This window comes from Holophagaceae bacterium (assembly GCA_016720465.1).
Classification (GTDB): Bacteria; Acidobacteriota; Holophagae; order Holophagales; family Holophagaceae; genus JANXPB01.
The window spans coordinates 729,233-754,980 of sequence record JADKKO010000001.1; the positions used below are offsets into that span (position 1 = coordinate 729,233).

Genomic DNA, 25,748 nt, shown 5'->3' on the forward strand with positions numbered 1-25,748 from the left:
TCGCCTATTGCCCGTGTTTTTAACGAAAGAATTTCAGATATTCCTTGTTCAGGCTTCCTCATCCAGGTATCCCAGGGCCGCTTGGGCTTCTGCCTCCGGCAGCGCCTCCACCTTGGTGAGCCTGTTGCCCATGATCCGGTTGCGGTCGCTCACGGTCCCGAGTTTGGTCTTGGCCTCGTCCAGTTTCTTGTCCAGGGCCTCCAGGGCCTCTCCGAATTTGCCGAACTCGGTCTTGATGGCGCCCAGCACCTTCCAAACTTCGGAGCTCTGCTTGGTGAGGGCGAGGGTCTTGAATCCCACCTGCAACGCATTGAGAAAAGCCGTCAGCGTCGTCGGGCCGACGATGGTGACCTTGCAGTCCTTCTGCAGTTTTTCCAGGAGCCCCGGCCGGCGGAGAGCCTCGGCATAGAGCCCTTCGAAAGGCAGGAAGAGCAGGGCGAAGTCCGTGGTGTCCGGGGGGGCCACATACTTGTCCCGGATGTCGCGGGCCTGGCCCAGCAGGCGGTTTTCCAGAGCGCGGGCCGAGATCTCGACGGTGGCCAGATCCCCGATTTCATAGGCCTCCATCAAGCGCTGGTAGTCCTCGATGGGGAATTTGGCGTCGATGGGAAGCCATACGGTCCTCCCCTCTTCGGGGCCCGGGAGCTTCACGGCGTATTCCACGATCTCGTTGGACCGGGGACGGACCTTCACATTGGACGCATATTGCGAAGGCGCCAGGAATTGTTCCAGCAGCGCGCCAAGTTGCGCCTCTCCCAGCACCCCGCGGGTCTTCACGTTGGTGAGCGCGCGTTTGAGCCCGCCCACATCGCTGGCGAGATTCTGCATGGCGCCGAGGCCTAGCTGGACCTGCTCCAGCCTTTCGGAAACCAGCTTGAAGCTTTCCCAGCCGCTGCTTCCAACGTGGCGTGGAGCTTCTCGTCCACGGTGTGGCGCATCTGCTCCAGTTTGGCCTCGTTGCTTTTCTGGATGCTGTCCAGCTTGTTCTGACCTGGTCCTGGACCTCTGAAGCTGGTCGTTCTGTTCCTGGCGTCCATCCTTCAACGCAGCCTGGAGGGTCCTGTTGAGGGCTTCGAACCGTTCCGCGAGCTGCCTGGACTGTTCCGCGAGGGCGTTGCCCCGGCCTTCCGCCATATCGTTCGAGGAAAGCCTCCCAAGGGCCTCCGCCAGGGGCTTGAGCTGGGAGGCCAATTCTGACTGGAAGTACCTGCCCTGCTTCTCGATCTCCTCGTCCAGGTGCCGATGCAGGGATTCCACCTGGCGCCCCTCATCGGGCCTCGCGCGCAGGGCGGCCCAAACCGCTGCCAGGGCCGCAAGAAAGGCGAGGACGGAGAACAAGGTGGCCAGATCCATCATTCCATCATGACCGCTGGGAGGCTTCGGGCACTGTCCATGTGGCCTGCCGCCCGTTCCCTGGATCTCCAGCTTCAGCGCCGCCACCCATCCCGTGGGCCAGGGGCCCTTGCTGCCGGCCCATTCCACCACCAGGAAATCCTCGGCAGTCACCTGTTCCTCGAGGCCCAGGGTCCAGGCGCCGGTCTCCCCCAGGCGGTAGAGGTCGAGATGGAACACCTTCCCACGCGGCGAGTCATAGCGGTGCAGCACCGCGTAGGTCGGCGAGGCCACATCGTCGCCGTTGCCTCCCAGCCCCGCCACGAAGCCCCGCGCCCAGGTGGTCTTGCCCGCCCCGAGTTCTCCCCGCAGCAGCCAGGTCCCGCCCTTCGGTGTGAGCCCCGCGAGTTCTTCGCCAAGCTGTTCCGTGGCGAGGTCGTCGCCCAGATACCGGGTCGTCACGCAGGCCGTCCTGCATACAAGTCCCGGAGCAGCTTCGGCAGCTCTTCCGCCAGATCCCTGGGCAGCAAAGGACCTGGCCCAAGCCGGTCCGCGGACTTGCCATGGAGCCAGGTGGCGTTGATGGCCGCCGCGCGCGGGGCTGAGGACCTGGGCCCGGAGGCCGGCCACCATGCCGGCGAGGAAATCGCCCGTGCCGCCGGTGGCGAGGCCCCAGTGTCCGCTGTCGTTGATGTAGAGATAGCCGTCCTCCGCGGTGATGCTTTGGGCTCCCTTGAGCAGCAGGACCCCAGGTCCCTTCGCCACGGCCGAGGATTGGTTCAGCCGCGCCCGGGTTGTTTCGGCCTTGGGAAGGCGGAACAGGCGGGAGAATTCGCCCTGATGGGGCGTGATGATCGTGTCGGGCCGGGCCATCCACATGGACCCTTCACCGTCCTTCAGGGCCGAGGCGTCCAACACCAGCGGGCCCTTCCACTCTGGAATTTCCGCCGGGGCCGACCAACAGCACATCTGTGTTTTCGGGCACCTCGCCATCCCAAGTGCGCACCATCGCCTCGGGCACCTGGCAGGCGATTTCAGCGCGCACATCTGCATCCGTGAGCACCGTCACCAGGCCCGCGCCTGCCCGCAGCGCACCGAGGGCCGCCAACACTGCGGCGCCGCTCATGCCTACGCTTCCCGGCGCGGATCGCCACATGGCCCTTGTCGCCCTTTGTGGGCATTCCAGGGATGGGCACCCGGCTGGATCTTGTTCACCAGCCAATGCCGCGGAACGATGCCGGGCTTCTTGGGCGCCGGGTTGAAATAGATGATGCCCAGGTCCACCACCGTGATCTCCCCGCAGGCGCCGGGCCGGCATCAGCGTGGCAGAGCTTCCGGTAGCCAAAGCAGGCGGTGCGGGTGGCATAGCTCCCAGGCAGTCCGGGTCGTCCGGGTGGAGTCCGGAAGGCTGGTCCAGGGCCAGGATTTCGCAGCGGCCCCTCCGGTAGTTCCAGTGGTCGGCCCAGGCTTTGGCGACTCCCGTCAAGGGGCGGTTCGCGCTCAGTCCGAACATGCCGTCCACGAACCAGGCGGTATCGCGCAAGCGGGGTTCCGCCGAGGGGTCGTCCGTGAAGCCGATCTCGCCCCCCGCCGCGAGCCATTGCTGGTGCTGGATCTCCGCGTCCCCGGTCCAGGTGGCGTCGGGCGAGAGGGCCCACACCCGCACATCCTGCCAGCGCTCGCTCAGCAACCGCGCCACGGCCAGCGCGTCGCCTCCGTTGTTCCCGGGGCCCGCCACCACATCCACGCGCACGCCTTCGGGAATCAGCGCCACCGCCCCCTTCGCGGACAGTTCCTGGAGCTCCAGCGAGGTCACACGTCCCGACTCGATGGCCAGGCGTTCCAGCGTTCGCATTTCTTCGGCGGTCAGGATCGGGATCATGGGGAAGAGTCTAAGCCGTTAATAACCCAAACCCAATGCTGGATTTATTCGTATTCGATGGTCGCGGGCGGCTTGCTGGTGATGTCGAAGACCACGCGGTTGATGCCCTTCACTTCGCGGACGATGCGCTGGGCGATGCGGTCCAGCAATTCGTGGGGAAGCCGCGCCCAATCGGCGGTCATGAAGTCTTCGCTGGTCACGGCCCGGAGCGCGCACATGAACTCGAAGGTGCGCTCGTCGCCCATGATGCCCACGGTCTGCACCGGCAACAGCACTGCGAAAGCCTGGCTGGTCTTGGCATACCAGCCGCTGGTTTTCAATTCATCGAGGAAGATGGCGTCGGCTTCCTGGAGGATCCGCACGCGCTCCCGGGTGATGCCGCCCGGCAGCCGCACCGCGAGTCCCGGACCAGGGAAGGGATGGCGCTGGTTCATCTCTTCGGGGAGACCTAGCGCCAGACCTGTTTTTCTGACTTCATCCTTGAACAATTCCCGCAGAGGCTCCACCAGTTTCAGCTTCATGCGTTCGGGCAATCCGCCCACGTTGTGGTGGCTTTTCACCAGCACCGCGCCGCCGATGCCGCTGCTTTCGATGACGTCGGGATAGGTCGTGCCCTGCCCCAGGAAATCCGCCGCGATTTTTTTCGCCTCGCGGTCGAAAACATCGATGAAGGTCGAGCCGATGATCTTGCGCTTGGTTTCAGGATCCGTGACACCCGCCAGCTTGCCGAGGAATTCATCGCTGGCATCCACCCAGACGACGCTCAGGTCGAAGGGCGCGAAAAAGGCCTGCACCTGCTTCATCTCATCCTTGCGCATGAGTCCGTGGTCGACGAACACGCAGGTGAGCTGCTTGCCGATGGCCCGGTGCAGCAGCAGCGCCGCGACGCTGGAATCCACGCCGCCGCTGAGCCCCAGGACCACACGGCCACCGCCTACCTGGCCGCGGATCTGCGCGACTTTTTCTTCGATGAATTGCCCTGCGTTCCAATCGAGTCTCATGCCGCAGTGTTCAAGGAAATTCAAGAGCAGGGCGCTGCCGTTGACGCTGTGGGTGACTTCCGGATGGAACTGGATGCCGTAGCGCCGCAGGGCCTGGTCCTCCATGGCAGCCACGGGCACGGTGGACGTGGCGGCGGTGACGGCATAGCCGGGCGGCGCCTTTTCCACGTGGTCGCCATGGCTCATCCAGACCACCTGTTCGCCGGTCATTCCGGCGAACAGGATGCTGTCCTGGCCCTGGCAGCGGATGGAGGCCTTGCCGTACTCCCGCTGAGCGGAACGATGCAGCTCGCCGCCGAAATCCCGCGCCATGAGCTGCAGCCCATAGCAGATGCCCAGCACCGGAACGCCGAGTCTGAAAATTTTCGGATCGATGCCTGGCGCGCCTTCCTCCAGCACGGAATTCGGGCCTCCGCTCAGAATGACGCCCCGCAAATCCTCGCCGGCGATTTCCTCAGCGGCGGCGCTCGGCGGATACACCAGTCCGAACGCCCCCAATTCCCTCAAGCGCCGCGTGATGAGCCGCGTGTACTGGCTGCCGTAATCTAGGATGGCGATGCGCTCGTGATGCATTCAGGCCTCGTGGTTCTGGATCAGATCGCTGGTTTGAAGCTCAAGGCGTCGTCAACGAAACGCTTTAAAGCGCTCCGGTCCTTCCGTTGCTGCTTCACGCCCTCTTCCCGCTGGCTGAAGGGGAAATCCACCGATGGGCGCTCCTGATGGAAGGCCATGTGGACCTTGTTGCCCTCCTGGCGGGCCTTCCAGGTCGTCTTCCGGAATGGCGTCTCCAGGACCTGTTCGGGCGAGACTGGAGCCAAGGGGTTGGCAAAGGTCAGGACCGCTTCGAAAGTCCGGGAGCTTGAAGCGTCCAGGTGGACCGGGAATTGGCGAGGAATCCCCAACTTCTGGATGGGCTCAGGAGTGTTCGGCAGGCAGATGTTCCGGAGCACCAGGTCGCCCCCTTCGCGAAGCAGGACTTCCGGCACATCCAGGGATAGCTGCACCTCCAGCGGCCGGCCAAGATCCAGCGGGTCGCCCAGAGGGCCCAGCACCGTTTTGGCATTGCTGGGTAGGTCCAGGAGGTTCAATAGGAATTTCTCTAAATCCTTCCGGGTTCCGTGAAGCCCTGCGGAACGAAGCCCCCACGCATCTCCAACCTCCCTGAAGGTGAGGGTGCCTGTCATCCGGCCGCTGGCATCCACGCTGGCTTCCAGCCGCTGGGTCATGCTCGATGGCTCTACGGCCAAGTCGGGAATCTGGGCCCATGCGGCTCCGTCTTCGGTGCAGATCAGGACTCTCCCGCGCCGATGGGCCGGGGGGAGCCACCCTAGCTGGGTCAGGCGGGAAGTCGGGTCCACGAGCAGGAATCGGCCTTTGGTTGTTTCCACCTCCGCCGGCAGTCCAAGGCTCTTGTCCAGCCGGATGGCGCTGATGACGTGGTTGAACAGGTACGGGTTGAGGGCTTCGGATTCCTCGATCCGCCCTTCCATGATCCGTGCCAGCACGGGGTAGGCTTTGAACCCGAGCTGCGAGGCGGCTCCGCTTAGGCAGGAAGTCAAATCCTTGCAGTCGCCATACCGTTTGCGGACCACCTCTCCGCTTTCTTCAGGGATCCACCCACGGTCTGGCGTGAGGTAGACCTGCTTGTAGGTCAACTCTCGGCTCATCCACCTCGACGCTGCCCGAAGCCCATCCAATCCCATCCCAGCGACGCCCGGAATGGCGGTGGCCTTGTTTTTCGCCTTGTACTTGCTGGCGACCCAGCGCGCGAAACCTTCCCAATTATTGAGGTCAGGCAGACCCTCGGCGTCGTCCACGCATACCACTTCCACCCGCGGCAGGACGTTATGCCAGTTCGGAAGGGCCGATTCATGCTTGGGAATGGCGGGAACGTTCTCCAGGCGGATTGACTGGTAGGCCTTGAACACGGGTTCCTGGAGCCAGGGGGCGAAGTGGTAGCCCGTCACACGCAGTTCCTTTGGCGTGGTCACGCCCGAGAACCATCCCCCCTCCTTGGCGAATTCCACTTCCCACCGCCGCACGGGGTGGGTTTCCATGGGCATGGCATAGGCCACCGCCCCCATGGGCATCCGTTCCATTTCCTGGCTTTCGAAAGCCACGAAGCTCCCCTTCACCACGCCCTCCAGGGCGGCCATGGACACATGGGTGGTGCTGACCTTGCCGCCGGAATCGGAATCGAAAAGCACCAGATCATCCCTGTCCACCCTGGTCACGGTATCGTCCGGCCGCAGGTTCCAACCCCTAAGCTTCTTGATGCGGCTGGAGGAGCCGCCCAACCCGTGCCTTGAGTAAACGCCTTCGCCTGTCGCCTTTTCCCCTAGGACTTGGACCAGCCGGAAATGACGGCGGCGGATTTCGCCGTTGCCCACGTAGGCGAATTCGGTGCGGTCCAGCAGCACCCAGGCATCGGCATCCTCGGGCGGTTTTTCCGTAGTGGCGGCCAAGGCATAGGCCTGGGCCCAATCCGGGAGCTTCCCGATCTTCCAGCCTCCGAAAAGCTCCGCAGCGCTCAAGGCCAGCAAACATGCCGCGCGTTTCATTTCACCCTCTCTGCGACCAACTGCCGCCGGCAGGCTTCCTCGATCCAAGAGATGAACGTCTTGAGCTTGGGATACATCGCCGCGGGCCCGAGGGACTCGGCCACCTCCACCCGCAAGACCACCTGAATCTCGTCGCCGCCAGGTGTTGACTGCTTCTCCGCCGACCAGGACACCCGTCCGAACTCATTGGAATGGTTGATCTCGCTCGCTCCCGACCAGGCATATCCCTTCGGCAGCTTGATGCGGCTGTTGGCCAGATGGATCTTCTGGTAGGGGAGCACGATGAAATCCTGGCGGGTCTCCGGCCACTTGCTGGGCACATACAACGGCCATTGCATGAAGGGAAAGGGTTCAATCTCCAAGCGGCGCCCGGTCTCCCGCTCCCTGGCGCCCTCCACCTCCCAGCGGAGGTCCTCGCGGGAATTGGTGGCGTTGGCCACCTCGGCCTTGGTGATGGTCACGGACTTGGAGATCTGCTCCAGGCTTTCTTTCAAGGTCTTCGACTGCTCCTTGGGTTCCAGCCTCATGAAACGGGAACGCTCCACGTATTCGGGATAGCCCGAAAAGCCGACCTTGAGTTTCACGGCATCCTGGTCCTCGCCGATATCCAGCTGGTAGGTATAGCGGATCTGATTGAAATTCGCGGACTGGGTCCCCATCCCATCGAATTTGCCTGTCCAATCGGCGGTATTCACCACGAAGGCGGAGGTGCCTTGGTAGTCCGGGTTCAGCAATCCCGTCGCGGCGTAGCGAAGGGCAGGGTCCATCCAGACCGTCCCATTCGCTCCATCATCCACGCCGAGGATGACGTCCGTGAATTGATTCGGGTTCCTGACCCTGGGCGCGATCCGCCTCCGGTCCCGGTCTGCGACGAAGGCGATCTTGGGCTTGATCCCGGCATCCTTCATCACAGAAAAGGCCAGGAAGAACATCCCCCAGCCATCCGTGGCGCTCTTCTTCGCGCTCTGGTTCAGGTCGGCGGAATCGACCTCCCAGTCCGCCTTGCCCCCCTTCAAGGCCGCTTTTTCCGCGTAGGTCAGCGCAGACAGGTTGATGATCTGGGTGTTCAGACGGGAAAGAATCTCGCCCGCCTGCTTGGCTGGGCTACCGTTCAAATTCTTTCGGAGGATTTCGGAGAGGTCGCGGTAGGTCGAACCTCGGGATGGTTTGTCCACGAAATAGGGTTTGTAGATTTTCGTCACCACATCCTGCCAGAAGCCCGCATCGTCCTTGCTGTAGGAACGCGATAGGTAGGGGTGGTCCGGGAACACCTCGATCCGCGGGGCGGTGAACCCGGCACCCACTGCGAACGGGATCGATTCGACAGGGGCGAGGTTTTCCATCGTGAAGGTCTTAGAATCGGAAGTCTCTGAGACCGTCGGCGTCCCTTTCGTGTTGCCCTGGCGAAATCCCCAATTCCACGCCAAGCGTTTCGAGACATCCACCTCCAGTTTTTGTGTGGGGTACCCAGGGGTCCAGGTCCAAGTGTCCATCTGCCCAAGGCCGAACCGCGCGAGCTCAAGGTAGTAGCATTTCTCCTTCCACTTGATATCCACCACGCAGTTCGCGGAAAGGCCCGGCGGCACCAGTACCTTCTTTTCGATTCCGCCGGTGTTGGTCGCCAGGGCCGTCTTGGTCTGGAGGTCCTTCTTTGAATCGAAAAGCACCACCTTGCCGTCCGGATAGACCGTGCGGCCCACTAGGTCGTAGGCTTCTTCGGGAAGGTCGGGAAGGTCCGCCACGGACTTTCCTTGTTCGCTTAAAATCCGAAAGCGGTAGATCCGCTCGATGTAGCTGTTCTCGATGTGGAACCTGTCCCTGATCACCACCGCGCCCTTGCCCGCCGCGTCCTTCATCGCCCAGACCTCAGGTGCGATGGGTTCCCATTCGGGTTTCCCGGCCGCGGACAGCGCGAGGGGGAAAAGCAGGAGAGAAGGAGAGAGTCGTCTCATCTGGAATGCTCCAAGATTGGTGGAGTTAGCGAGCAGCAAACTTTGGTACAGAAAATATTTTGTTCCACCCTCGACAGAAGCCTGATGACTGTTTCCATAAGAACTGCCTGCATGCGTTAACAGGTTTGATGTCCGCCCTGCCCGGTGAAGACAAGCATGCCACGCGCATCAGTTCACTTTTTCCACGATCAAGCGCCGTCGACAAGCCTCTTCCACCCAGAACACGAACTCCTTGAGTTTCGAGTACATTGTGGAGGGGCCCAGGGATTGGTTCAACTCCACACGGAGCACAACCTTGATCTCCTCCGCGCCAAGCGTGGACTTCTTCTCGGCCATCCACACGACTCTGCCGAACTCATTGGAGTGCACGATCTCCTTGATGCCTTTCCAGACGTAATCCTTCGGCAGTTCGATGGTGCTGACAGCCAAGTGGATTTTATTATGGGGAAGGACGATGAATTCCTCCCGGGTATCCGGCCATTTATCCGGCACAAAGAGCGGCCATTGCATAAGCGGGAATGGTTCAATCTCCAGGCGGCGCCCTGCCTCCCTCTCCCTGGCGCCCTCCACCTCCCAACGCAGATCTTCCCGGGGATTGGTAGCATTGGCAACTTCGGCTTTGGTGATGGTCACGGACTTGGAAATCCGCTCCAGGCTCTCTTTCAAGGTCTTTGACTGTTCTTTGGGTTCCAAACTCATGAAGCGGAAACGCTCCGCATATTCTGGATAACCTGAAAAACCAACTTTCAATTTCACCGCATCCTGGTCTCCGCCGATATTCAAGTGGTAGGTATACCTGGTCTGGTTGAACCCTGCGGACTGGGTTCCCAGCCCTTCGAATTTGCCCGTCCAGTCGGCGGTATTCACTACGAAGGCCAAGGTGCCCTGATAGTCCGGGTTCAGCATCCCTGGCGCGGCAAAACGGAGAGCGGGGTCCATCCAAAAAATCCCATCCCCTGCCTGGTCCACACCCAAAATGAGGTTCGTAAATTGATTGGGATTTCTTGTTTTAGCCACGATCCGCCTTACGTCCCGATTCGCGACAAATGCAATCTTGAGCTTGATCCCGGCATCCTTCATCACGGAATAGGCCAAAATGAACATTCCCAAGGCATCGGTGGCTCTTTCACTCGCGCTTTGGTTCATATCGAAAGGATGCAAATTCCAATCCGGTTTGCCTCCGGCCATGAGTGCTTTTTCCGCATAGGTCAAAGAAGATAGGTTTTTTATCTTGGTATTCAGGCGGGAGAGAATATCCCCGGCTTGCTTGGCTGGACTACCATCCAAATCCTTTCGTATTTCTTTTGACAAGGCTCTATAGGCGAATCCACCCGATGGTCTTTCATCGAAGAGAGGCTTGTAAATTCGGGCCACCACATCCTTCCAATAGGCCTCATATTCCTTGTCGTAAGAATCCGCGATGTTTCGAGGGATCGGAAAGATCTCTAGACGCGGTGCATCGAATCCCGGCCCCACCGTGAACGGCACCCATTCAGTGGGTGGGAGATCCGTCAATGTGAGTACCTTGGAATTTAATGTATCCGTGGAAATTAATTTCGATTTTCCATTCCCTGGGCGGAAATTCCAGTTCCAGGCCAGTTCCTTCGAAACTTCCACTTCCAACTTGTTGGTGGGAAAACGGGGTGTCCAAGTCCAAGTACGCATCCACCCGATACCGAAAGTTGGCATCCGACCCATGTCGCCCCGTTCCTTCCATCTGACATCTACTATGCAATCCGCAGAAATACCTGGCGGCACCAGCACCTTCTTTGTGCGATCGCCTCTTTTATCAGTCAGGATAACCTTGGCCAAGAGATCCTTTTTTGAATCGAAAATGACGACCTTGCCGTCCGGGTAGATAGTGCGACCAGCAAAGTCGTCCGCGCTTATCGGCAGGTCGGGAAGCTCGGCAATCACCTTCCCCTGTTCGCTGAAAATCCTGAAACGAAAGCTCCTCTCTACAAAGCTGTTCTCAACATGGAACCTTTCCTTGAGCACCACCCCGCCTTTGCCGGTTACGTCCTTCATCGTCCAGGCCTCCGGTGCTACCGGCTCCCAGGCTGGTTTGTCAGCCGCACAGGCCACAGCAGGAAGAAGAAGGAGGGCGATGGCGTTCCACATTGGATGTACCCCTGGAAATGATTGAACTCGGAAGCCAAAAGCGTAAAGCGAGGGATTAATTGTGGGAGGAACAAGGGATAACCACGATGCCCCTAAGCCTGATTAGATGGATTGCACCCTGGGTGATCCGTTGTTACTGATTGAAGCAACTTGGTGCTCCAAATTCATTGCCACTGGGAAAAGTCCGCCACGCGCAGGAAAGCCTGGCGCTGGCGGTGGAGCAACGAAAGTCTGGCGGCGCGCAGCGTGGCATCCTCGCACTTCACCATGACGGCGGTGAAGAAGGCTTCCAGAGGCTGGGAGAGTTCGGCGAGGGCAGCAAGGAGCGTCGCATGGTCCGGAGCGGATTCGAGCGATGCGAGATGCGCGGCAAGGGCCTTCTCCTCGATCTGCTGAAGGACCGCGACATCGAAGGCATCCGACGGGATTTCATCTTTCAAGATGTTGCCGATGCGCTTGGCGCTTTGGGCCAGGGATTCGAAGCGGGGATCATCAGCGAAGGCGGCGAGCGCTTCGCACCGGGCCTTGAGATCCACCAGATCGCTCCAGCCGGCGGGCAGCGCGGAACGCCGCACGGGGCCCGCGTATCCGGCCTGCTCCAATTGAAAGGCCACGCGGTCCCGGAAGAAGGATTCGAGAGCCGCCATGGTGTCCGCTTCGGGTTTGGTGGCCTTCGATCCCACGACACCAAGCGCGATGCGCGCCAGCTCCATGGCATCCACTGGCCAACCCTGTTCCCAGAGGATGCGCGTCACCCCCTGCCCCGCGCGACGGAGGGCCAGTGGATCCTTGGAGCCCGACGGGATGATGCCCACCGCGAAGCAGCCCGCCACCGTATCCAGTTTGTCGGCCAGTGAAAGCAGGCAGCCTTCGGTGGTGGACGGAATGCCATCCTCGGCTCCGACCGGTCGGTAGTGCTCCTTCACGGCCTGCCACACCGCCGCCGGAGCGCCTTCGCGCTTGAGGTACTCGCCGCCCATGATGCCCTGCAGCTCGGGGAATTCACCCACCATCAAGGTGCGTAAATCGGCCTTGGAGAGCCGCGCGGCTTCCTTAGCGTGTTCGGGATCCACGCCTACCTTGGGGGCAATCTCTGCTGCGATGCGCACGATGCGTTCGGTTTTCTCGAAGTAGGTGCCGAGATCCCGCTGGAAAGTGAGGTTCTTTAATTTATCGAGACGTGTTTCCAGCTTGGCTTTGCGGTCCTCCGCGAAGAAGAACCGCGCATCGTAAAGGCGGGCCTTCAACACCCATTCATTGCCAGATTTCACGAAGCCCGCCGGGTCATCCATGCGGTTGGCCGCGGCCAGGAAGAAGGGCAGCAGGTCGCCCTTGGCGTCTTCGATGCAAAAGGATTTCTGGTGCTCCTTCAAGGACGTCACCAGCACCTCCTTGGGCAGTTCCAGGAATTCCCTGGGGAATTCGCCGCGCACGATCATCGGGAATTCCACGATCTCCGCAAGCGTGTTCAGCAGCTCTTCATCCATCACCACGCGGCCATCCACGGCCTTTGCCAACTCGTGCAACTGCGCCTCCATGCGCTGGCGCCGCGCTTCGAAGGAAACCACCACGCCCGCTTTCTCCAGCGCGGCCTCGTAGTCCTCAGGCTGATCAATCACGATGGGGGCGGGGTTCTGCATGTGATGCAGCCGATGCCCCCAAGTGGTGTTGGAACTGCGGACGCCATCCACCGTGAAATCCACGACTTCGTCTCCGAACAGGCAAAGCACATTGCGGATGGGCCGCACGAATTCGAAGTCCGAATTGCCCCAGCGCATGGCCTTGGGGACGTGGAGTGATGCGATGAGCTTCGGCAGTGCCTCCGCTAAGAGTTCAATCGTGGGACGGCCATTCTTGGTGAGCGTGACCACCGCGCAGGGTTCCTTTTTCCCCGCAGGCTGCTCGAACCGCACCGCAGAAAAATCAACACCCCACTTCTCCGCGAACTTTAGCCCCGTCTGGGTGGCCTTGCCTTCGGCATCCACACACATTTTCTGGGGTGGGCCGACCTGGGTTTCTATTTGGTCGGGTTCCATTTCCCTAACTTTCTGAATGTGCACAGCGATCTTTCTCGGTGACACCAACAACCCTGGAGAAACCGGATATGCATCACCTTCCGCCGCAGGAAGCTCTTTAAGCAGCCCGCCAATCAAATCAAATTGCAACGGCTTTAAAAACCGCGCCGGAATCTCCTCGCAATGCAGTTCCAGTAAAAAGGTGCGCGTATCGCTCATTTCGCCACCCCCTGCTTTTCATTCGCGTTCTTCGCGGCATTCGCGGTTCCAGGTTCTTCATGCTCCAGGTACGCCCTAGCGCACCCCGATGCCAGATCCCGCACCCGCTTGATGACTCCGGGGCGCTCCGTGGTGCTCACAGCGCCGCGGGCGTCGAGGACGTTGAAGGTGTGGCTCATTTTGAGGGCCTGCTCGTAGGCGCTGCGGAAGTGGCCGAGGGCTTTCAGCAGGCGCCAGCCTTCTTTCTCGTAGGCGTCGAAGAGCGTGCGGTGCAGATCCAGGTCCGCATGCTCGAAGGAATAGGCGCTCAGCTCGAATTCCTCCCGCTGGCGCACCTGGCGGTAGGTGACGGGGAATACGCCGTCGTCGGTCTTCACCTCGCCCCACGTGAGGTCGAAGATATTGTCATAGCCGCCCAGGAACATGCAGATGCGCTCGATGCCGTAGGTCAGCTCGGCGCTCACGGGCCGGCAGTCGAGACCGCCCACCTGCTGGAAGTAGGTGAACTGGCTGATCTCCATGCCGTCCAGCACCACCTGCCAGCCCACGCCCCAGGCGCCGAGCGTCGGCGATTCCCAGTTGTCTTCCTCGAAGCGAAGGTCGTGCTTGGCGAGGTCGATGCCGAGGGCCGAGAGCGATTCGATGTAGAGATCCTGCACCTTCGCCGGGCTGGGTTTTAGGATCACCTGGAATTGCAAATGCTTGTAGACCCGAAAAGGATTTTCGCCGTAGCGGCCGTCCGCCGGTCGCCGGGATGGCTCCACGTAAGCCACGTTCCAGGGTTTCTTGCCGAGTGCCCCAAAGAAGGTGAGCGGATTCATGGTGCCCGCGCCCTTCTCGATGTCGTAGGGCTGCCCGATGAGGCAGCCGCGGTCGGCCCAAAAGCGCTGAAGGCGCAGAATCAGTTCCTGGATATGCATGGAAACCCGCGAAAAACCTTCATTCTAGCGGGCGGAACGGGATCTAGGAACCAATAAACCGCTGCGACGAGCTAACTTGATCATCCGGACCGGAGCGCACGGCAGGCGCTATCGCCAAATACACGGGAAACCGGTGGTTATTCCGCCCGAAATCCGATGCCGGGCGATGGTGCGATCCATGAGCGGCTGCCTGTGAGGTCAAGCATCGAGTTAATGCAAGACCTGGGCCCAAGACCGTTACGGGTCCATTCAATGGGTGGATTTGTGCCCAAAGGCACAACCCCTTCCAATCAGGAGTTTATTGCCCCAGCGCACTCTTGGCCGGAAGTGTCAAAAGGATTACATTGATGGCCCTGCGGGTTGGGACCCGGATCTGTGCTCCCTTTGCACAGGATCGATGGTACTGGCACGAAAGGTGAAAATTTCGATCCGGGATATGGCTTTTCGTTCCATCTGGGAGAGCGGAAATTTGAAGGAATGAACCATCGCAGGGGTGGATATGTGCACCGAGTGTACTCAGGATCGATATATCGAAACCTATTTTCGCAAGCCCTGGGGCCGGGAATTCTTCTCCTGCATGGGACCCGAGGCCCAGAAAGCCTTTGACGCTCTCAAGGAGCCCCGGAGCTTCCGGGCGGGCCAACAAGTGTATGCCCAAGGAGAGCCGGCCCAAGGCATCTTCATCCTGGTTTCGGGGAAGCTGAGCGTAAGACGGAAGTGCGCCCAGGGCCGCTTCCAGATCCTCCAGATCCTGCTCCCCGGCGACAGCGTCGGCGTCATTCCGGTCTTCGACGGGGAGCCGACCTCCTGCAGCGTGGTGGCTCATACAGAGGCGACCTGCTGGTTCCTGCCCGCGGAGCCGCTGCGGCGGCTGGCCTTCAAGCACGAGGAAGTTGGAGAAGCGATCCATCGCCACATCTGCGCCAAGTTCCGGAATCTCGTCGCGGTCCTGGAGGGCATGAGCCTGCACAGCGTCCCGGAGCGCGTCGCGAAGCTGCTTCTCGACCAGCACCGCCGCAACCCCGGCCGCTCCCTACTGGAATTCCCGGAAGGGGAAGAGGATCTGGCCCACTACATCGCCTGCAGCCGCTCCACCTTCAGCCGCGCGCTTCGGCAGTTGGACGACGAGGGCATGATCCGGAACACCTTCCCGGTGATCCGCCTCGTGGACCTGCCCAGGCTAGAGGCCTTCGCAAGCTGCGGGGCCATGGGTCTGGACCACCATCGCGCGAGATCCGAAAGCGCCCCCGTCCCGAGATGATGTGCCGGAGGGCACAGCTCAGTCCAAGGCCCGGGACACCTGCCTCGGCAGACCTCATTCTGGAGCAGCGGGATGGCCGATGCGCCTGAAGGTGGCCCATGCATCCACTGGACATGATTGCCCTCACTTCCTCCAGCCTGACGAAGAACCGGCTCCGGGGAGTGCTCACCACCCTCGGGATCGTCATCGGCGTCGCGGCCGTGATCGTCATGATCGGCATCGGCGAGGGCAGCAAAAAGGCGACCCAGGACATCATCCGGAGCATGGGCACCAACGTGATCATCGTGCATCCGAGTTCCCACTCCAGGGCAGTGGCCGGACCCCTGGGGCTTGGCGCGGTGCCGACCCTCACCTTTGAGGACGCGGAGGCCATCCAGCGGGAGTTGAAGGACACGGTGGCTGCGGCGACTCCAGTGGTGCGTTCGCCCCGGCCCGCGGTCTACCAGAACACCAACTGGCTGGTGGGAACTGTCCTCGGCGTGAATCCGATGTACCCGTCCATCAACCCCTGGAATCTCGAAAAAGGCCGCTATTTCAGCGATGAGGAGGTGCGGAACCAGGCGAAGGTGTGCGTCCTGGGGAAGACCGTCCAGGAGAATCTATTTCTCCAGGGCGAGGACCCCATCGGCAAGACCATCCGCATCGGCAAGCTCCCCTTTGAAGTGGTCGGCGTGCTGGAGCGCAAGGGCGGCGGTCCCCGGGGCGACCAGGACGACACGATCCACGCGCCCTACACCACCGTGATGCGCAAGGTCATGGGACGGGACCGGATCCAGCAGATCGCCATCTCCGTGGCCCGGGAGGATCTCATCGTCCAGGCCGAGGCGGAGATCACGACGCTGCTCCGGCAACGCCACCGCCTGAAGCTGGACGACGAGAATGATTTCAACATCCACCTCCAGCAGGACTGGCTGGATGCGGCGGCGGAACAGAGCGGAGTCATCACGATGCTGCTGGGCATCGCGGCCGCCATCAGTCTGGTGGTGGGAGGCGTCGGCATCTCGAACGTCATGCTGGTGGCCGTCACGGAGCGGACCCAGGAGATCGGCCTGCGCAGGTCCGTGGGCGCGACCCAGCGGAATGTGATGTTCCAGTTCTTCTTCGAGGCCCTGGCCCTGTCTGTTTCAGGCGGTGTCCTGGGAATCGGGCTGGCCTTCGCCAGCCTGTGGATTCTGCAGAAACTGGGGCTCCAGGCCCTGACCCAGGGCTGGGCGGTGGCGCTGGGGTTCGGATTTTCCTTCCTGGTGGGCACCGCGGCAGGTTTCTTCCCGGCGCTGAAAGCCGCCAAACTCAGTGTCATCGACGCCATCAGATCCGAGTGACCTGAGCGGAAGGATGGAGTGCGGGCCCACCTTCATCATTCCTCGGGCCCGCGGTCCGGGGAGTCCTGGGGCACCATGAGGAAGCGGCCCCGCCCCAGCCGCTTGGCCTGGTACATGGCGGCGTCCGCCTGGTCCACCGCGGCCTGCGCAGTGGTCCCGTCGGCGGGAAGCACGCCGCCGATGCAGCCGCTGATGGAGACCACGGCATCATTGAGCTTGAAGGGGCGTTCCAATAGTTCGATGACACGCCTGGCCACCATTCCGGCTTCCTGGACATCGTCCAGATCATCCAGAAGGAAAACGAATTCATCGCCGCCGAACCGCGCGAGGGTGTCCCCTGGGCGCAGGCAACCCTGCATCCTTTCGGCCACGGCCCGCAGCAGGACGTCGCCGGCCGCGTGCCCCAGCTCATCATTGACGGGCTTGAAATCATCCAGGTCGAGGAAGAGGACCGCCAGGATGAACGATTTGCGGCTCCGGGATTTCAGGGCCTGGTCCAGGCGGTCCATGAACAGGACCCGGTTGGGCAGTCCCGTCAGCGCATCGTGCAGGGCCTGGTAGGCATGGCGGCGCGACTCGGTCAGGTCCAGCAGGGCCATCACCGCCCCGCCCAGGGGCCCGTTCCCCACCCGGATGGGACTCGCGTTGGCGAGGATGGCGCGGGTGGTCCCGGCGGACGTCCGCAGTTCCAGCTCCAAGTTGTGCACGGTCTCCCCGCGCAGGGCCCGGTGGATCGGGTGTTGGTCCTTTCCCAGGTGGACGCCGCCCTGGCTTCGGAAAGGGGACTGCGACGGCGAAGGATTGACGAGCAGCTCCGGCGCCTCGGCCATGGCATGGGCAGCCCGGTTCACCACCGTTAGGCTGCCCTTCGCGTCGGTGGCGACGATGCCTTCCGAAAGGCTCTGGACCAGCGAGTGGATGAAGCTCCGCTCTTCTTCCAGCGCGAGGTAGGACTGCCGCAGGATCCGCAGCTCGCGGGAGACGAAAAAGTACACCAGGCACGCGGTGGCCAGGACGAAGAGCAGATCCTTGGCGAAGGCGAAATGGAAGCTGTAGGTGGGCGGAGCTAAGTTGATCACCCAGTCCGAAACCCCAATGCCGCAGGTGGCGATCAATGCGTAGGCCAGGCTGATGCGAAGGGGAGGTAGATGTCCGAAAGCTGCTTCAGGGTGGAGGGTCCGCTTCATGGTCGCTCCCCGTCAGGAATGCGGCTGCTTCAGCCGCATCCAGACCCGCAGCGCCTCGCTGGCGCTCCAGGCTTGGGCATCGCACCCCCTGGGCCGGTGGGGCGCATCGCCATCCAGGATTTCCGGGAGATGGCCCAGACAGCCTTCTCCCAGAAGGCGCCCTAGACCGCCGATCTGGGCCCGGGCTGCTGCGACGGCCGCAGCATCGAAATCCCAGGCCGCCGCCAGCGCTTCGCAGTAAATCGGGAGCCACCAGACCCAAGCGGTCCCATTGTGATAGGCCGGCTTGCGCCGGGTATCCTCGTCCCCTTGGTACTGGCCCCAGTAGGGATGGATCGGGTCGTTGAGCGGCCTTCCATCGGCGGCATGGAGGGGGCGGGGCGGCTCCGCAGGCAGGGGCGCCAGGCTCCGGAGCGCCCCGGGCACCAGGAGGTGGCGGGTGGCCGCATCCACCATGCGACGGGCTCTGCTGCCATCTATGCAGCCCAGCGTAACGGCCAGCAACTGATTGGGACGGAGTCGCGGGTCGGGCACGGCCTCCGATGCGGGCACGCCCTCGGGGGCCTCGAGCACATCCGCGCACCAGCCCGCGTCTTGGACCCAGAATCGCTCGAGGTTCGCTTGGGCCTTCATGGCCAATCGCGCCCACGGTTCGCGCGCCTTGGCTCCGTCCAATCGGGCGAGCTGGCGCAGGAAACGGATCCACAGGACTTGGATCTCGATGGGATAGCCTTCCCTCGGCGTGCAGGCCGGGTAGCCGGTGTCCATCCAGGTATGGCGGGCCGGACTGAAGATCAACGCGGATTCCGGATCCATGCGCACACCGGCCTCGGTGCCCGAAAGGTGATGGTGGCCCAGGGACAGGAGCACATCCCGAAGACGTCTGCCGTCCGGAAGCTTGGTTTCGTAGAATTCCTGTCCTGAGGCCGCGGCAGTCTCCTCGCAGGCCAGGGCGAACCAGAGGGGCGCATCGGAGGTCACCCGGTCCCCACCGGCGCCCAGGCGATTGGGCAGGCTGCCCCGGCGCTCCTCGGCGCCGAGGGTCAGCAGGACGCTCCTGGCTTCAGAAACCATGCCGCCGGCCACCAGGCCCCGCACCACCACCGCAGCGTCCCTGCCCCAATCCAGGAACCAGGGGAACCCTGCGATGACGGTCCGTCCCTCTCCCCGGACCGCGATGAAAGCCCTGGTCGCCTGCCGCAGTTGGTCTTCGAAGCTTTCCCGGAACGGGGGCACCCAGACCGGCGAGGGGGGATCCTCCGGTTCGGCGCAAACCGTCAGGATCGTGGACCCGCCGGTCTCCAGCGGTAGCTCGAACCAGCCAGGGCTCCAGGCATCGCCATGGTCCCGCTGGCCACGTTCCCCCTCCAGGGAATGCGCCAGGTGGGCCCACTCCGGCCCGGGATGGTAGAGGCCGCCGCTCACCCAGGCCCGGAGCAGCTGGTCGGGTGCGGGCTGGAAGGTGAAGCCTGGCCGGTCAGCCATCGCCTGGGTGGAGGCATTCCAGTGGCCATCCACCGCTTCGGAGGCCTCGGTTTCCTGGTGGTAAGAGCGGTCCTCCAGGTAGAGGCGCACGGTGAGGCTGATCTTGGCTTCCCGTGGAATCTCACCGGCGTTGGAGCGCCCGAAGCGGAGCTTCACCGCATTGCGATCCTGGACCATGTCCGCTTCCAGCCACAGGCGCAATTGGCGCCCGTCCCCCGCATGCACCTGGAAGGTCCAGGAGGCCGGAGGGCCCGGTTCCACGGACTCCAGGGAAACCGCGTCCAGGGCCGTGAGGAAGCCGTCGGCGTTCACCCACACCCGGGCCTGCTTCACCAGCACATGCCGATCGCAAGGCCCTGAAGGATCCAGGTTCGCGCCCAGTAGACAGTCGTACTTGGAACTCACCGGGCCCAGATCCGCCGGGATGCGGGCCATGCCTCCCCGGCCGTTGGTGAGGAGCACATGCCCTCCCCGCGCGCGCGGATGCGGGGTCGGGTCGGCTGAGAGGAACCGGATTCGACCCGGTTCCCGTTTGAAGGGTTCCGCCAGCCTGAGGAATTCCAAATCGAATTCATCCTCCCGGAGCCCGGGCCGCGGTGGATAGGCGGCGACGTGGCAGCCAGGCATCGGGATGGACTGGACATGCCACTCCACATCTCCGCTGCGCATCCGGAGCCTGAATGGCGCCGGGTCCCGGAAGAGCATCCAGTGGTCCGGCGGAACCGGCAGCACGCGTTGCAGGTCGGAGGCTTCCCAAAGCTGGGCCGAGAGATACTGCCCAGCCTCCATGGCGCGTTCCAGGGCACCCAGGAGGCCCGATTCCAAGCTTGCCGAATCGAGCCTTCCCATCGAGCCCAGGAAGGCCAAAGGATCCTTGGCGGCCAGGGCGCCCAGGGCGCGCCAGTCGCACGGCCCCAGGCATTCGGAAGGAAAGGCGACGGCCAGTTGCTGCAAAGCCCAGGCGGACTGGGCCCGGAGTTGCCGATAGGCCTCGCCCGCCAGGCCCCGGGGCTGCGGCGAGTCCGCCAGGCAGTAGGCCGCCGCCGGGTCCAGCTCCACCTGGTATCCATCCTCCACCGTGCGTTGGACCGGGATCGCCTGCCCCAGCAGGTCCGCCCTGCTGGCGCTGAGCAGCGCACCATCCGAACGGGACAGCACTAGCGATCCAGGATGCTCCTGATCCAGGTTCACCAGCACCAAGCATCGGTCCTCTCCATCTTCGGAGATGCGTTCCATCGCCAGGACCTGGGAGCCTTCCGGGCTCATGCGGCGGAGACGGGCTCCATCGAAGAAGCAAGGGTGTTCCGCCAGCAGGTCCGCCAGGCGGCCGAGCTCCGGGACGAGATTCGGCTCGCGGCCCCAATTCAGGTCGCTGCGCCGGTGGACATCGATCCGCTGCACCGCGAGCCACTCCACGCCGCAGGTGTACCCGAAAGTTCCGCATACGCTCGCAAGCGCGCACAGCCGGTTGCGCATCAGCGACCACCCGGCGCCTCTCGCAGCCAGGCGGGGATTGTCGTGGGTCTCGCTGTAGTGCACCAGCGAGCCCAGGCGTTCCGATTGCCGCACCACATGGTCCAGGTAGGCCGAAACCTGCTGCCCATCGTAGTTTTGGAACAGCTCGGAGTAGGCCCACTGCATTCCGCCTTCGCCAAGCAGGCTTTCGGTCAATTCCCAGGCGCCGCCGAGGCCTTCCAGCAGGAAGACCGTGTCCGGGAAGAGCTGCCGCACCCGCGCCTGGATGTACTGCCATGCGGCGAGCGGAACCATGTAGCCGGCGTCGCAGCGGAAACCGTCCACACCCCGCCGGCACCAGACCAGCAGCGCCTCCGCGAGGAGGTCCCACAAATGGGGATGGCTGTCCTCCAGTTCCACCAAGTCCCCCCACACCACGCCCCAGGCCCCGGGATTTCTGAAACGGCCGCCGGGTTCGCGCCGGAACCACCCGGGATGCTGCTCCATCAGCCGCGATCCCCATCCAGTGTGGTGCACGACCAAGTCCAGGAAGACCATTCCATTCCGGGCATGCACCGCATCCGCCAGCTCCTGGAACTGGTCCTCGGCGGTGGTGCGTCCGTCGAAGGAAACCAGCGCGGGGTCGATGGCGGTGAGATCGAGGGTCGCATAGGGGCTCCCGAACTGACCGAAACGCGCATAGGTCGTGGGCGTGGGGGCCAGCGGCAGGAGGTGCAGGATGCGGCAGCCCAGGGATCCGAAGATGTGGGGCACCTGGGCCGTGAGATCCCGCAGCTTCCCCGATGGGGGAATGGCGGTCCAAGCGTCCCGTTCCAGAAGTTCCGAAGCGCTGTCCGCCGCCGGACCAACCGGCGGAACCTCGCCGAAAAGCCGCGGAAAGGCGCAATAGACGACGTTGGCGCTGCGCAATTTGTCGGGGTTCACCGACAGGCCGAAATCGCTCCCCTCGGGCCAGTGCTGCCGTCCCTCCGGATCCACGCAGTAGGCCTTGGCCCGGAAATGGCCCACTTCCGTCAAGGGCAGATCCAACCGCCAATTTCCTTGCCTTCCGAGCAGGGGAATATCCCTCCAGGAAGCTCCCGCGAAGGTTCGCGGTTCTCTGGAAACGACGCCCGCCAGGGCGATCACCTCTTCCCGCGCGCAGGCGCCGCGGGTGAGGTTGGTGCGCAGGAAGGCCTGCCACCCCGGAGCCCCCGCCGCGGGGTGGTTGAGCAGCACCTGGAGCCGGTCTCCCACAAACCGCACCGCATGGGTTCCTGGAGCAGGTTCCATCTGGGGACGGAGCACGGAGACCTCGGAGAGCTTCGGACTGTGGACGGCGGACAATGACCACTGAGCATGGGCAGCTTAATTCCCCGGCGGCAAGGGGGCCGGGAGAAGTTGCCATTAGGCACGGATCGCAGGCCATGGGCCGGACCTATACTAATCTCACTTAGCTCCGACCATCGGATCGTCCATGCCGGAGACCTCATGGAATCCATGCGGGACAAGCTCCTGATCTTGGCCCAGAACCTTTGGTGGACCTGGAGGCCCGAGGTGCGGGCCATCTTCCACGAACTGGATGAGGATTTCTACACGCGGGTCCACCGCAGCCCCGTGGCGGTGCTCAAGGAGCTGGACGAGGCCCAGGTGGAGGAGCGCATCCGCGAAACGGACCTGCCCTCCCGCATCGACCGGGCGCGGCGGCAGCTCACGGAATACCTGAACCCGGTGACCACCTGGGGCCTCATCCGGGCGGGGGCCCTGCAGTCCAGGCCCGTGGCGTATTTCTCTGCGGAGTTCGGCCTGCACGAATGCATTCCGATCTACTCCGGAGGCCTGGGAATCCTGGCGGGGGACCATCTCAAAGGGGCTTCGGATCTCGGTGTTCCCCTGGTGGGCGTGGGCCTCCTCTACCGCGAAGGCTATGTCCACCAGGTGCTGGACAAGGAGTACTGGCAGCAGGACGTGGTGGAGCCTTTCTTCGTGAAGGATCTTCCCTTGGACATGGTCAAGGATGTGGATGGCAAACCCCTGCGGGTGGGGGTGGAACTCCCCGGCCGCATGGTGTTCCTGCGCATCCAGATGGCTGATGTGGGGCGTGTGAAACTCTTGCTCCTGGACACGAATGATCCCGACAACGACCAGCCCGACCAGCAGCTCGCCGCGCGGCTCTACGGCGGTGACCAGCGGATCCGCATCCAGCAGGAACTGCTCCTCGGCGTGGGCGGGATGCGGGCCTTGAGGAGCCTGGGCATCACGCCGGGAGCGCTGCACCTCAACGAGGGGCACAGCGCTTTCGCCATCCTCGAATGGGCGCGGCAGAAGAAGGAGGTCTGCGGCACGGATGCCTGGAAGGCGCTGCGGGAGGTGGCAGCCTCGACGGTGTTCACCACCCACACGCCCGTGGAGGCGGGCCACGACCGCTTCCCGCCGGACCTGGCGGAGGACCACCTGCGCTTCCTGTCCGAAGGCCTGGGCCTCCATCTGCAGGAGGTTCTCGGCCTGGGGCGGACCCATCCCCATGACCCCACCGAGCCGTTCATGCCCACCGCCATGGCGCTCCGCCACGCCCGGCGCGCCAACGGCGTCTCGGCCCTCCACGGAGCCGTGGCCCGGGAGATGTGGCGGGCGCTCTGGACCGACTGCCGCTGCGAAGACGTGCCCATCGGCCACGTGACCAACGGCGTGCATCTCTCCACCTGGCTGGCCCCGGAGATGAACAGCCTGTACACGACCCGCCTGAGCCCCGCCTGGAAGGAATCGCTGGCTCATCCTTCCACTTGGACCTCCATCGAATCCATCGACCCGGGGGAGATCTGGGAAGTGCGGCAGGTCATGAAAGCCCGGACCATCCGGTTCGTGCGGGCCCATGTGGCCCGGACGCGGGAACGCCTGGGCTTGCCGCCCCTGGATCCTCCGCCCCTGGAGCCGGAGGCCCTCACCATCGGGTTCGCCCGCCGGTTCGTGCCCTACAAGCGGCCGGACCTGCTCTTCACCGACCTGGACCGGCTGGCGGCGCTGCTCAACAATCCCAAGCGCCCGGTGAACCTGGTCTTCGCCGGCCGCGCCCACCCCGCGGACCGGGAGGGCAAGGCCCTGATCCAGCGGGTCGCGAAGTTCGCCGACGAAGCCAGGTTCAACCATCGGATCGTGTTCCTGGAAGGCCACAACATCCATGTGGGACGCCAGCTCTACCAGGGCATGGATGCCTGGCTCAACACGCCCCGGCGGCCCATGGAGGCCTGCGGAACCAGCGGCATGAAAGCGGTCCTCAACGGGGCGCTCCACATCTCCGTGCTGGATGGATGGTGGGCCGAAGCCTACGACGGCGAGAACGGCTTCGCGATTGGCAACGGCGAAGTGCACGTCGATCCGGCGATCCAGCACGGGCGGGATGCGGAGAGCCTCTTCCGGCTCCTGGAGGATGTGGTCGTTCCTCTCTACTACGACCGCGGCGAGGATGGGGTGCCGCGCAACTGGGTGCGCCATGTGAAACGCTCCATCCGGACCATGGCCTGGCGCTACAACGCGGACCGCATGGTCATGGACTATGTCCGGGAGCTCTACCTGCCCGCCGCCAGGGTCTCCTCCTGCCAGATGCCATCCCCTTGAACCGATCCTCCACGGAGCGCCAGGATGACGAACGGATCGATCTACCAGCACCAGGATGGACTCGCCTGCGTGAGCGGCGTCCAACCGCTGCGCGAACGCCTGAGGGAATTGCACAGGGTCATCCAGGTCCGGCTTCCCTTCGTGGCCAGGGTCGCCGTGGCCTTGGTGGATGAAGGCACCCACACCCTGAAGACCTATGTGCACAGCAGCGGGGATGACAATCCGCTCTCCAACTACGAGGCCTCCCTGGAAGAAGCGCCTTCCCTCAGGGAGACGATCCATATGCGGAGCCCGCGGGTGGTGAACGATCTGTCCCTGTTCCAGGATGGGGAACATGTCCACACCCGGCGGATCTGGGAGCAGGGGTACCGGGCGAGCTACGCCCTGCCCGTCTTCCAGGAATCCCGGCTGGCCGCCTTCGTGTTCTTCAATTCCCGGGAGAAGGAATGCTTCACACCGGCGGTGCTGGAGGACCTGGACCTCTTCGGCCACCTCATCGGCCAGATGGTCAACGAGGAGCAGGGCAAATACAAGATTCTCCTGGCGGCCCTTCGCACGGCCATCCAGATGATCCACCAGCGCGATCCGGAGCTGGGAGGCCATCTGGAGCGGATGGCCCACTTCTCCCGCATCATCGCGCGGCACCTCAACGGCCTCGGCCGCTACGACTTCAATGACCAATTGGTCGAGCACATCTTCCAGTTCGCACCGCTCCACGATGTGGGCAAGATCGGGATTCCGGACCGGGTGCTCATGAAGACCGGGAGGCTGGATCAAACGGAGAAGGCGCTGATGCGCACCCACACCTCCCTGGGGCGCCAGTTGGTGGACAACATCGCCAAAAGCTTCGGCATCGAGTCCATGGAACAGATCAGCCTCCTGAGATCCGTGACCGAGCTGCATCACGAAGCCATGGACGGCAGCGGCTATCCGAAGAGCCTGCGCGGGGAGGAGATCCCCATCGAGGCCAGGATCATCGCAGTGGCCGACGTGTTCGACGCGCTCACCAGCGAGCGCCCCTACAAGCAGGCATGGAGCAACGACGACGCCTTCGCCTACTTGATCAAGGAGGGGGAGACCACCCTGGACCGGGACTGCATCGAAGCCATGATCCTGAACCGCGAGGCCGTGGAACGCATCCAGACCCTCTTCAGGGACTGATCCGGATCAGCGCTCACACCCAGTTGCCGTTTGTAGGGTAGAAAAGACTCACCGCCAAGACACCAAGACCGCCAAGGGCACTCGTGATGGGCCAGCTTCGCGGATAGAATTCAGGCGGCCCGGCGATGGCCTCACGCACCAGTGTGATCCGCGCCGGGCCGTCTGAATTTGCGGGCTGTGAGCCCGCAGGCGCTATGCGCCCCCCGCGAAGCGATTTCGAGATCAAATCAAGGGCGGCGGAGTTTTGCTTTCTTGGCGG

The 25,748-nt window shown here is 63.1% G+C and carries 13 protein-coding genes and 2 pseudogenes; 4 read left to right on the plus strand and 11 right to left on the minus strand.

What is annotated here, in order from left to right:
• Nucleotides 1-48: 48 nt before the first annotated feature.
• From rmuC to IPQ13_03310, 9 genes and pseudogenes are all read right to left on the minus strand, one after another.
• Nucleotides 49-938 (minus strand): annotated as a pseudogene (gene rmuC / locus IPQ13_03270) (DNA recombination protein RmuC).
• Between the two features lie 523 nt (nucleotides 939-1,461).
• Nucleotides 1,462-1,965: pseudogene (gene tsaE / locus IPQ13_03275) on the minus strand (tRNA (adenosine(37)-N6)-threonylcarbamoyltransferase complex ATPase subunit type 1 TsaE).
• Between the two features lie 253 nt (nucleotides 1,966-2,218).
• Nucleotides 2,219-3,214 (minus strand): hypothetical protein, encoded by a 996-nt coding sequence (locus tag IPQ13_03280; protein ID MBL0209925.1) that lies wholly within the window; start codon nucleotides 3,212-3,214, stop codon nucleotides 2,219-2,221.
• A gap of 44 nt (nucleotides 3,215-3,258) precedes the next feature.
• Entirely contained in the window at nucleotides 3,259-4,788 is a 1,530-nt protein-coding gene (guaA, locus tag IPQ13_03285; GenBank protein ID MBL0209926.1) for a glutamine-hydrolyzing GMP synthase, read from the minus strand.
• Between the two features lie 20 nt (nucleotides 4,789-4,808).
• Entirely contained in the window at nucleotides 4,809-6,776 is a 1,968-nt protein-coding gene (locus tag IPQ13_03290; GenBank protein MBL0209927.1) for a hypothetical protein, read from the minus strand.
• Nucleotides 6,773-8,728 (minus strand): hypothetical protein, encoded by a 1,956-nt coding sequence (locus IPQ13_03295; GenBank protein MBL0209928.1) that lies wholly within the window; start codon nucleotides 8,726-8,728, stop codon nucleotides 6,773-6,775. The genes IPQ13_03290 and IPQ13_03295 overlap by 4 nt, the downstream gene beginning before the upstream one ends.
• A 168-nt stretch (nucleotides 8,729-8,896) precedes the next feature.
• Complete coding sequence (locus IPQ13_03300) at nucleotides 8,897-10,849, minus strand: hypothetical protein (GenBank protein MBL0209929.1); 1,953 nt, start codon at nucleotides 10,847-10,849, stop codon at nucleotides 8,897-8,899.
• 164 nt (nucleotides 10,850-11,013) lie between these two features.
• Nucleotides 11,014-13,083, minus strand: coding sequence for a glycine--tRNA ligase subunit beta (locus tag IPQ13_03305; protein MBL0209930.1), 2,070 nt, complete (start codon nucleotides 13,081-13,083; stop codon nucleotides 11,014-11,016).
• Nucleotides 13,080-14,003: a glycine--tRNA ligase subunit alpha gene (locus tag IPQ13_03310; GenBank protein ID MBL0209931.1), complete on the minus strand. Its 924-nt coding sequence runs from the start codon at nucleotides 14,001-14,003 to the stop codon at nucleotides 13,080-13,082. Before IPQ13_03310 ends, IPQ13_03305 begins: the two co-directional genes overlap by 4 nt.
• Before the next feature lie 499 nt (nucleotides 14,004-14,502).
• On the opposite strand from IPQ13_03310, the gene IPQ13_03315 reads away from it, so the two are divergent.
• Together IPQ13_03315 and IPQ13_03320 are read left to right on the plus strand one after the other, a co-directional pair.
• On the plus strand, nucleotides 14,503-15,264 hold the full coding sequence (locus IPQ13_03315; GenBank protein ID MBL0209932.1) for a Crp/Fnr family transcriptional regulator: 762 nt from the start codon (nucleotides 14,503-14,505) through the stop codon (nucleotides 15,262-15,264).
• A gap of 98 nt (nucleotides 15,265-15,362) precedes the next feature.
• Nucleotides 15,363-16,586, plus strand: coding sequence for an ABC transporter permease (locus IPQ13_03320; GenBank protein MBL0209933.1), 1,224 nt, complete (start codon nucleotides 15,363-15,365; stop codon nucleotides 16,584-16,586).
• Between the two features lie 35 nt (nucleotides 16,587-16,621).
• Here IPQ13_03320 and IPQ13_03325 read toward each other — a convergent pair whose 3' ends face one another.
• Both IPQ13_03325 and IPQ13_03330 read right to left on the minus strand, forming a co-directional pair.
• A complete protein-coding gene (locus IPQ13_03325; GenBank protein ID MBL0209934.1) occupies nucleotides 16,622-17,773 on the minus strand; it encodes a diguanylate cyclase in 1,152 nt (383 codons plus the stop codon).
• Nucleotides 17,774-17,785: 12 nt separating this feature from the next.
• A complete protein-coding gene (locus IPQ13_03330) occupies nucleotides 17,786-22,006 on the minus strand; it encodes a glycogen debranching enzyme N-terminal domain-containing protein (protein MBL0209935.1) in 4,221 nt (1,406 codons plus the stop codon).
• 198 nt (nucleotides 22,007-22,204) lie between these two features.
• Between IPQ13_03330 and glgP the strand changes: the two genes are divergently transcribed.
• Together glgP and IPQ13_03340 are read left to right on the plus strand one after the other, a co-directional pair.
• On the plus strand, nucleotides 22,205-24,328 hold the full coding sequence (gene glgP, locus IPQ13_03335) for an alpha-glucan family phosphorylase (GenBank protein ID MBL0209936.1): 2,124 nt from the start codon (nucleotides 22,205-22,207) through the stop codon (nucleotides 24,326-24,328).
• Between the two features lie 24 nt (nucleotides 24,329-24,352).
• Complete coding sequence (locus IPQ13_03340; GenBank protein MBL0209937.1) at nucleotides 24,353-25,489, plus strand: HD domain-containing protein; 1,137 nt, start codon at nucleotides 24,353-24,355, stop codon at nucleotides 25,487-25,489.
• Nucleotides 25,490-25,748: the final 259 nt, after the last annotated feature.

What these genes read in the sequence shown, in the direction of transcription:
- IPQ13_03325 (MBL0209934.1), bottom strand. Translation starts at nt 17,773, where the DNA reads ATGAAGCGGACCCTCCACCCTGAAGCAGCTTTCGGACATCTACCTCCC.
- IPQ13_03305 (MBL0209930.1), bottom strand. Translation starts at nt 13,083, where the DNA reads ATGAGCGATACGCGCACCTTTTTACTGGAACTGCATTGCGAGGAGATT.
- IPQ13_03330 (MBL0209935.1), bottom strand. Translation starts at nt 22,006, where the DNA reads ATGGAACCTGCTCCAGGAACCCATGCGGTGCGGTTTGTGGGAGACCGG.
- IPQ13_03310 (MBL0209931.1), bottom strand. Translation starts at nt 14,003, where the DNA reads ATGCATATCCAGGAACTGATTCTGCGCCTTCAGCGCTTTTGGGCCGAC.
- IPQ13_03320 (MBL0209933.1), top strand. Translation starts at nt 15,363, where the DNA reads ATGCATCCACTGGACATGATTGCCCTCACTTCCTCCAGCCTGACGAAG.
- IPQ13_03340 (MBL0209937.1), top strand. Translation starts at nt 24,353, where the DNA reads ATGACGAACGGATCGATCTACCAGCACCAGGATGGACTCGCCTGCGTG.
- guaA (MBL0209926.1), bottom strand. Translation starts at nt 4,788, where the DNA reads ATGCATCACGAGCGCATCGCCATCCTAGATTACGGCAGCCAGTACACG.
- IPQ13_03280 (MBL0209925.1), bottom strand. Translation starts at nt 3,214, where the DNA reads ATGATCCCGATCCTGACCGCCGAAGAAATGCGAACGCTGGAACGCCTG.
- IPQ13_03315 (MBL0209932.1), top strand. Translation starts at nt 14,503, where the DNA reads ATGTGCACCGAGTGTACTCAGGATCGATATATCGAAACCTATTTTCGC.
- glgP (MBL0209936.1), top strand. Translation starts at nt 22,205, where the DNA reads ATGGAATCCATGCGGGACAAGCTCCTGATCTTGGCCCAGAACCTTTGG.
- IPQ13_03295 (MBL0209928.1), bottom strand. Translation starts at nt 8,728, where the DNA reads ATGAGACGACTCTCTCCTTCTCTCCTGCTTTTCCCCCTCGCGCTGTCC.
- IPQ13_03300 (MBL0209929.1), bottom strand. Translation starts at nt 10,849, where the DNA reads ATGTGGAACGCCATCGCCCTCCTTCTTCTTCCTGCTGTGGCCTGTGCG.
- IPQ13_03290 (MBL0209927.1), bottom strand. Translation starts at nt 6,776, where the DNA reads ATGAAACGCGCGGCATGTTTGCTGGCCTTGAGCGCTGCGGAGCTTTTC.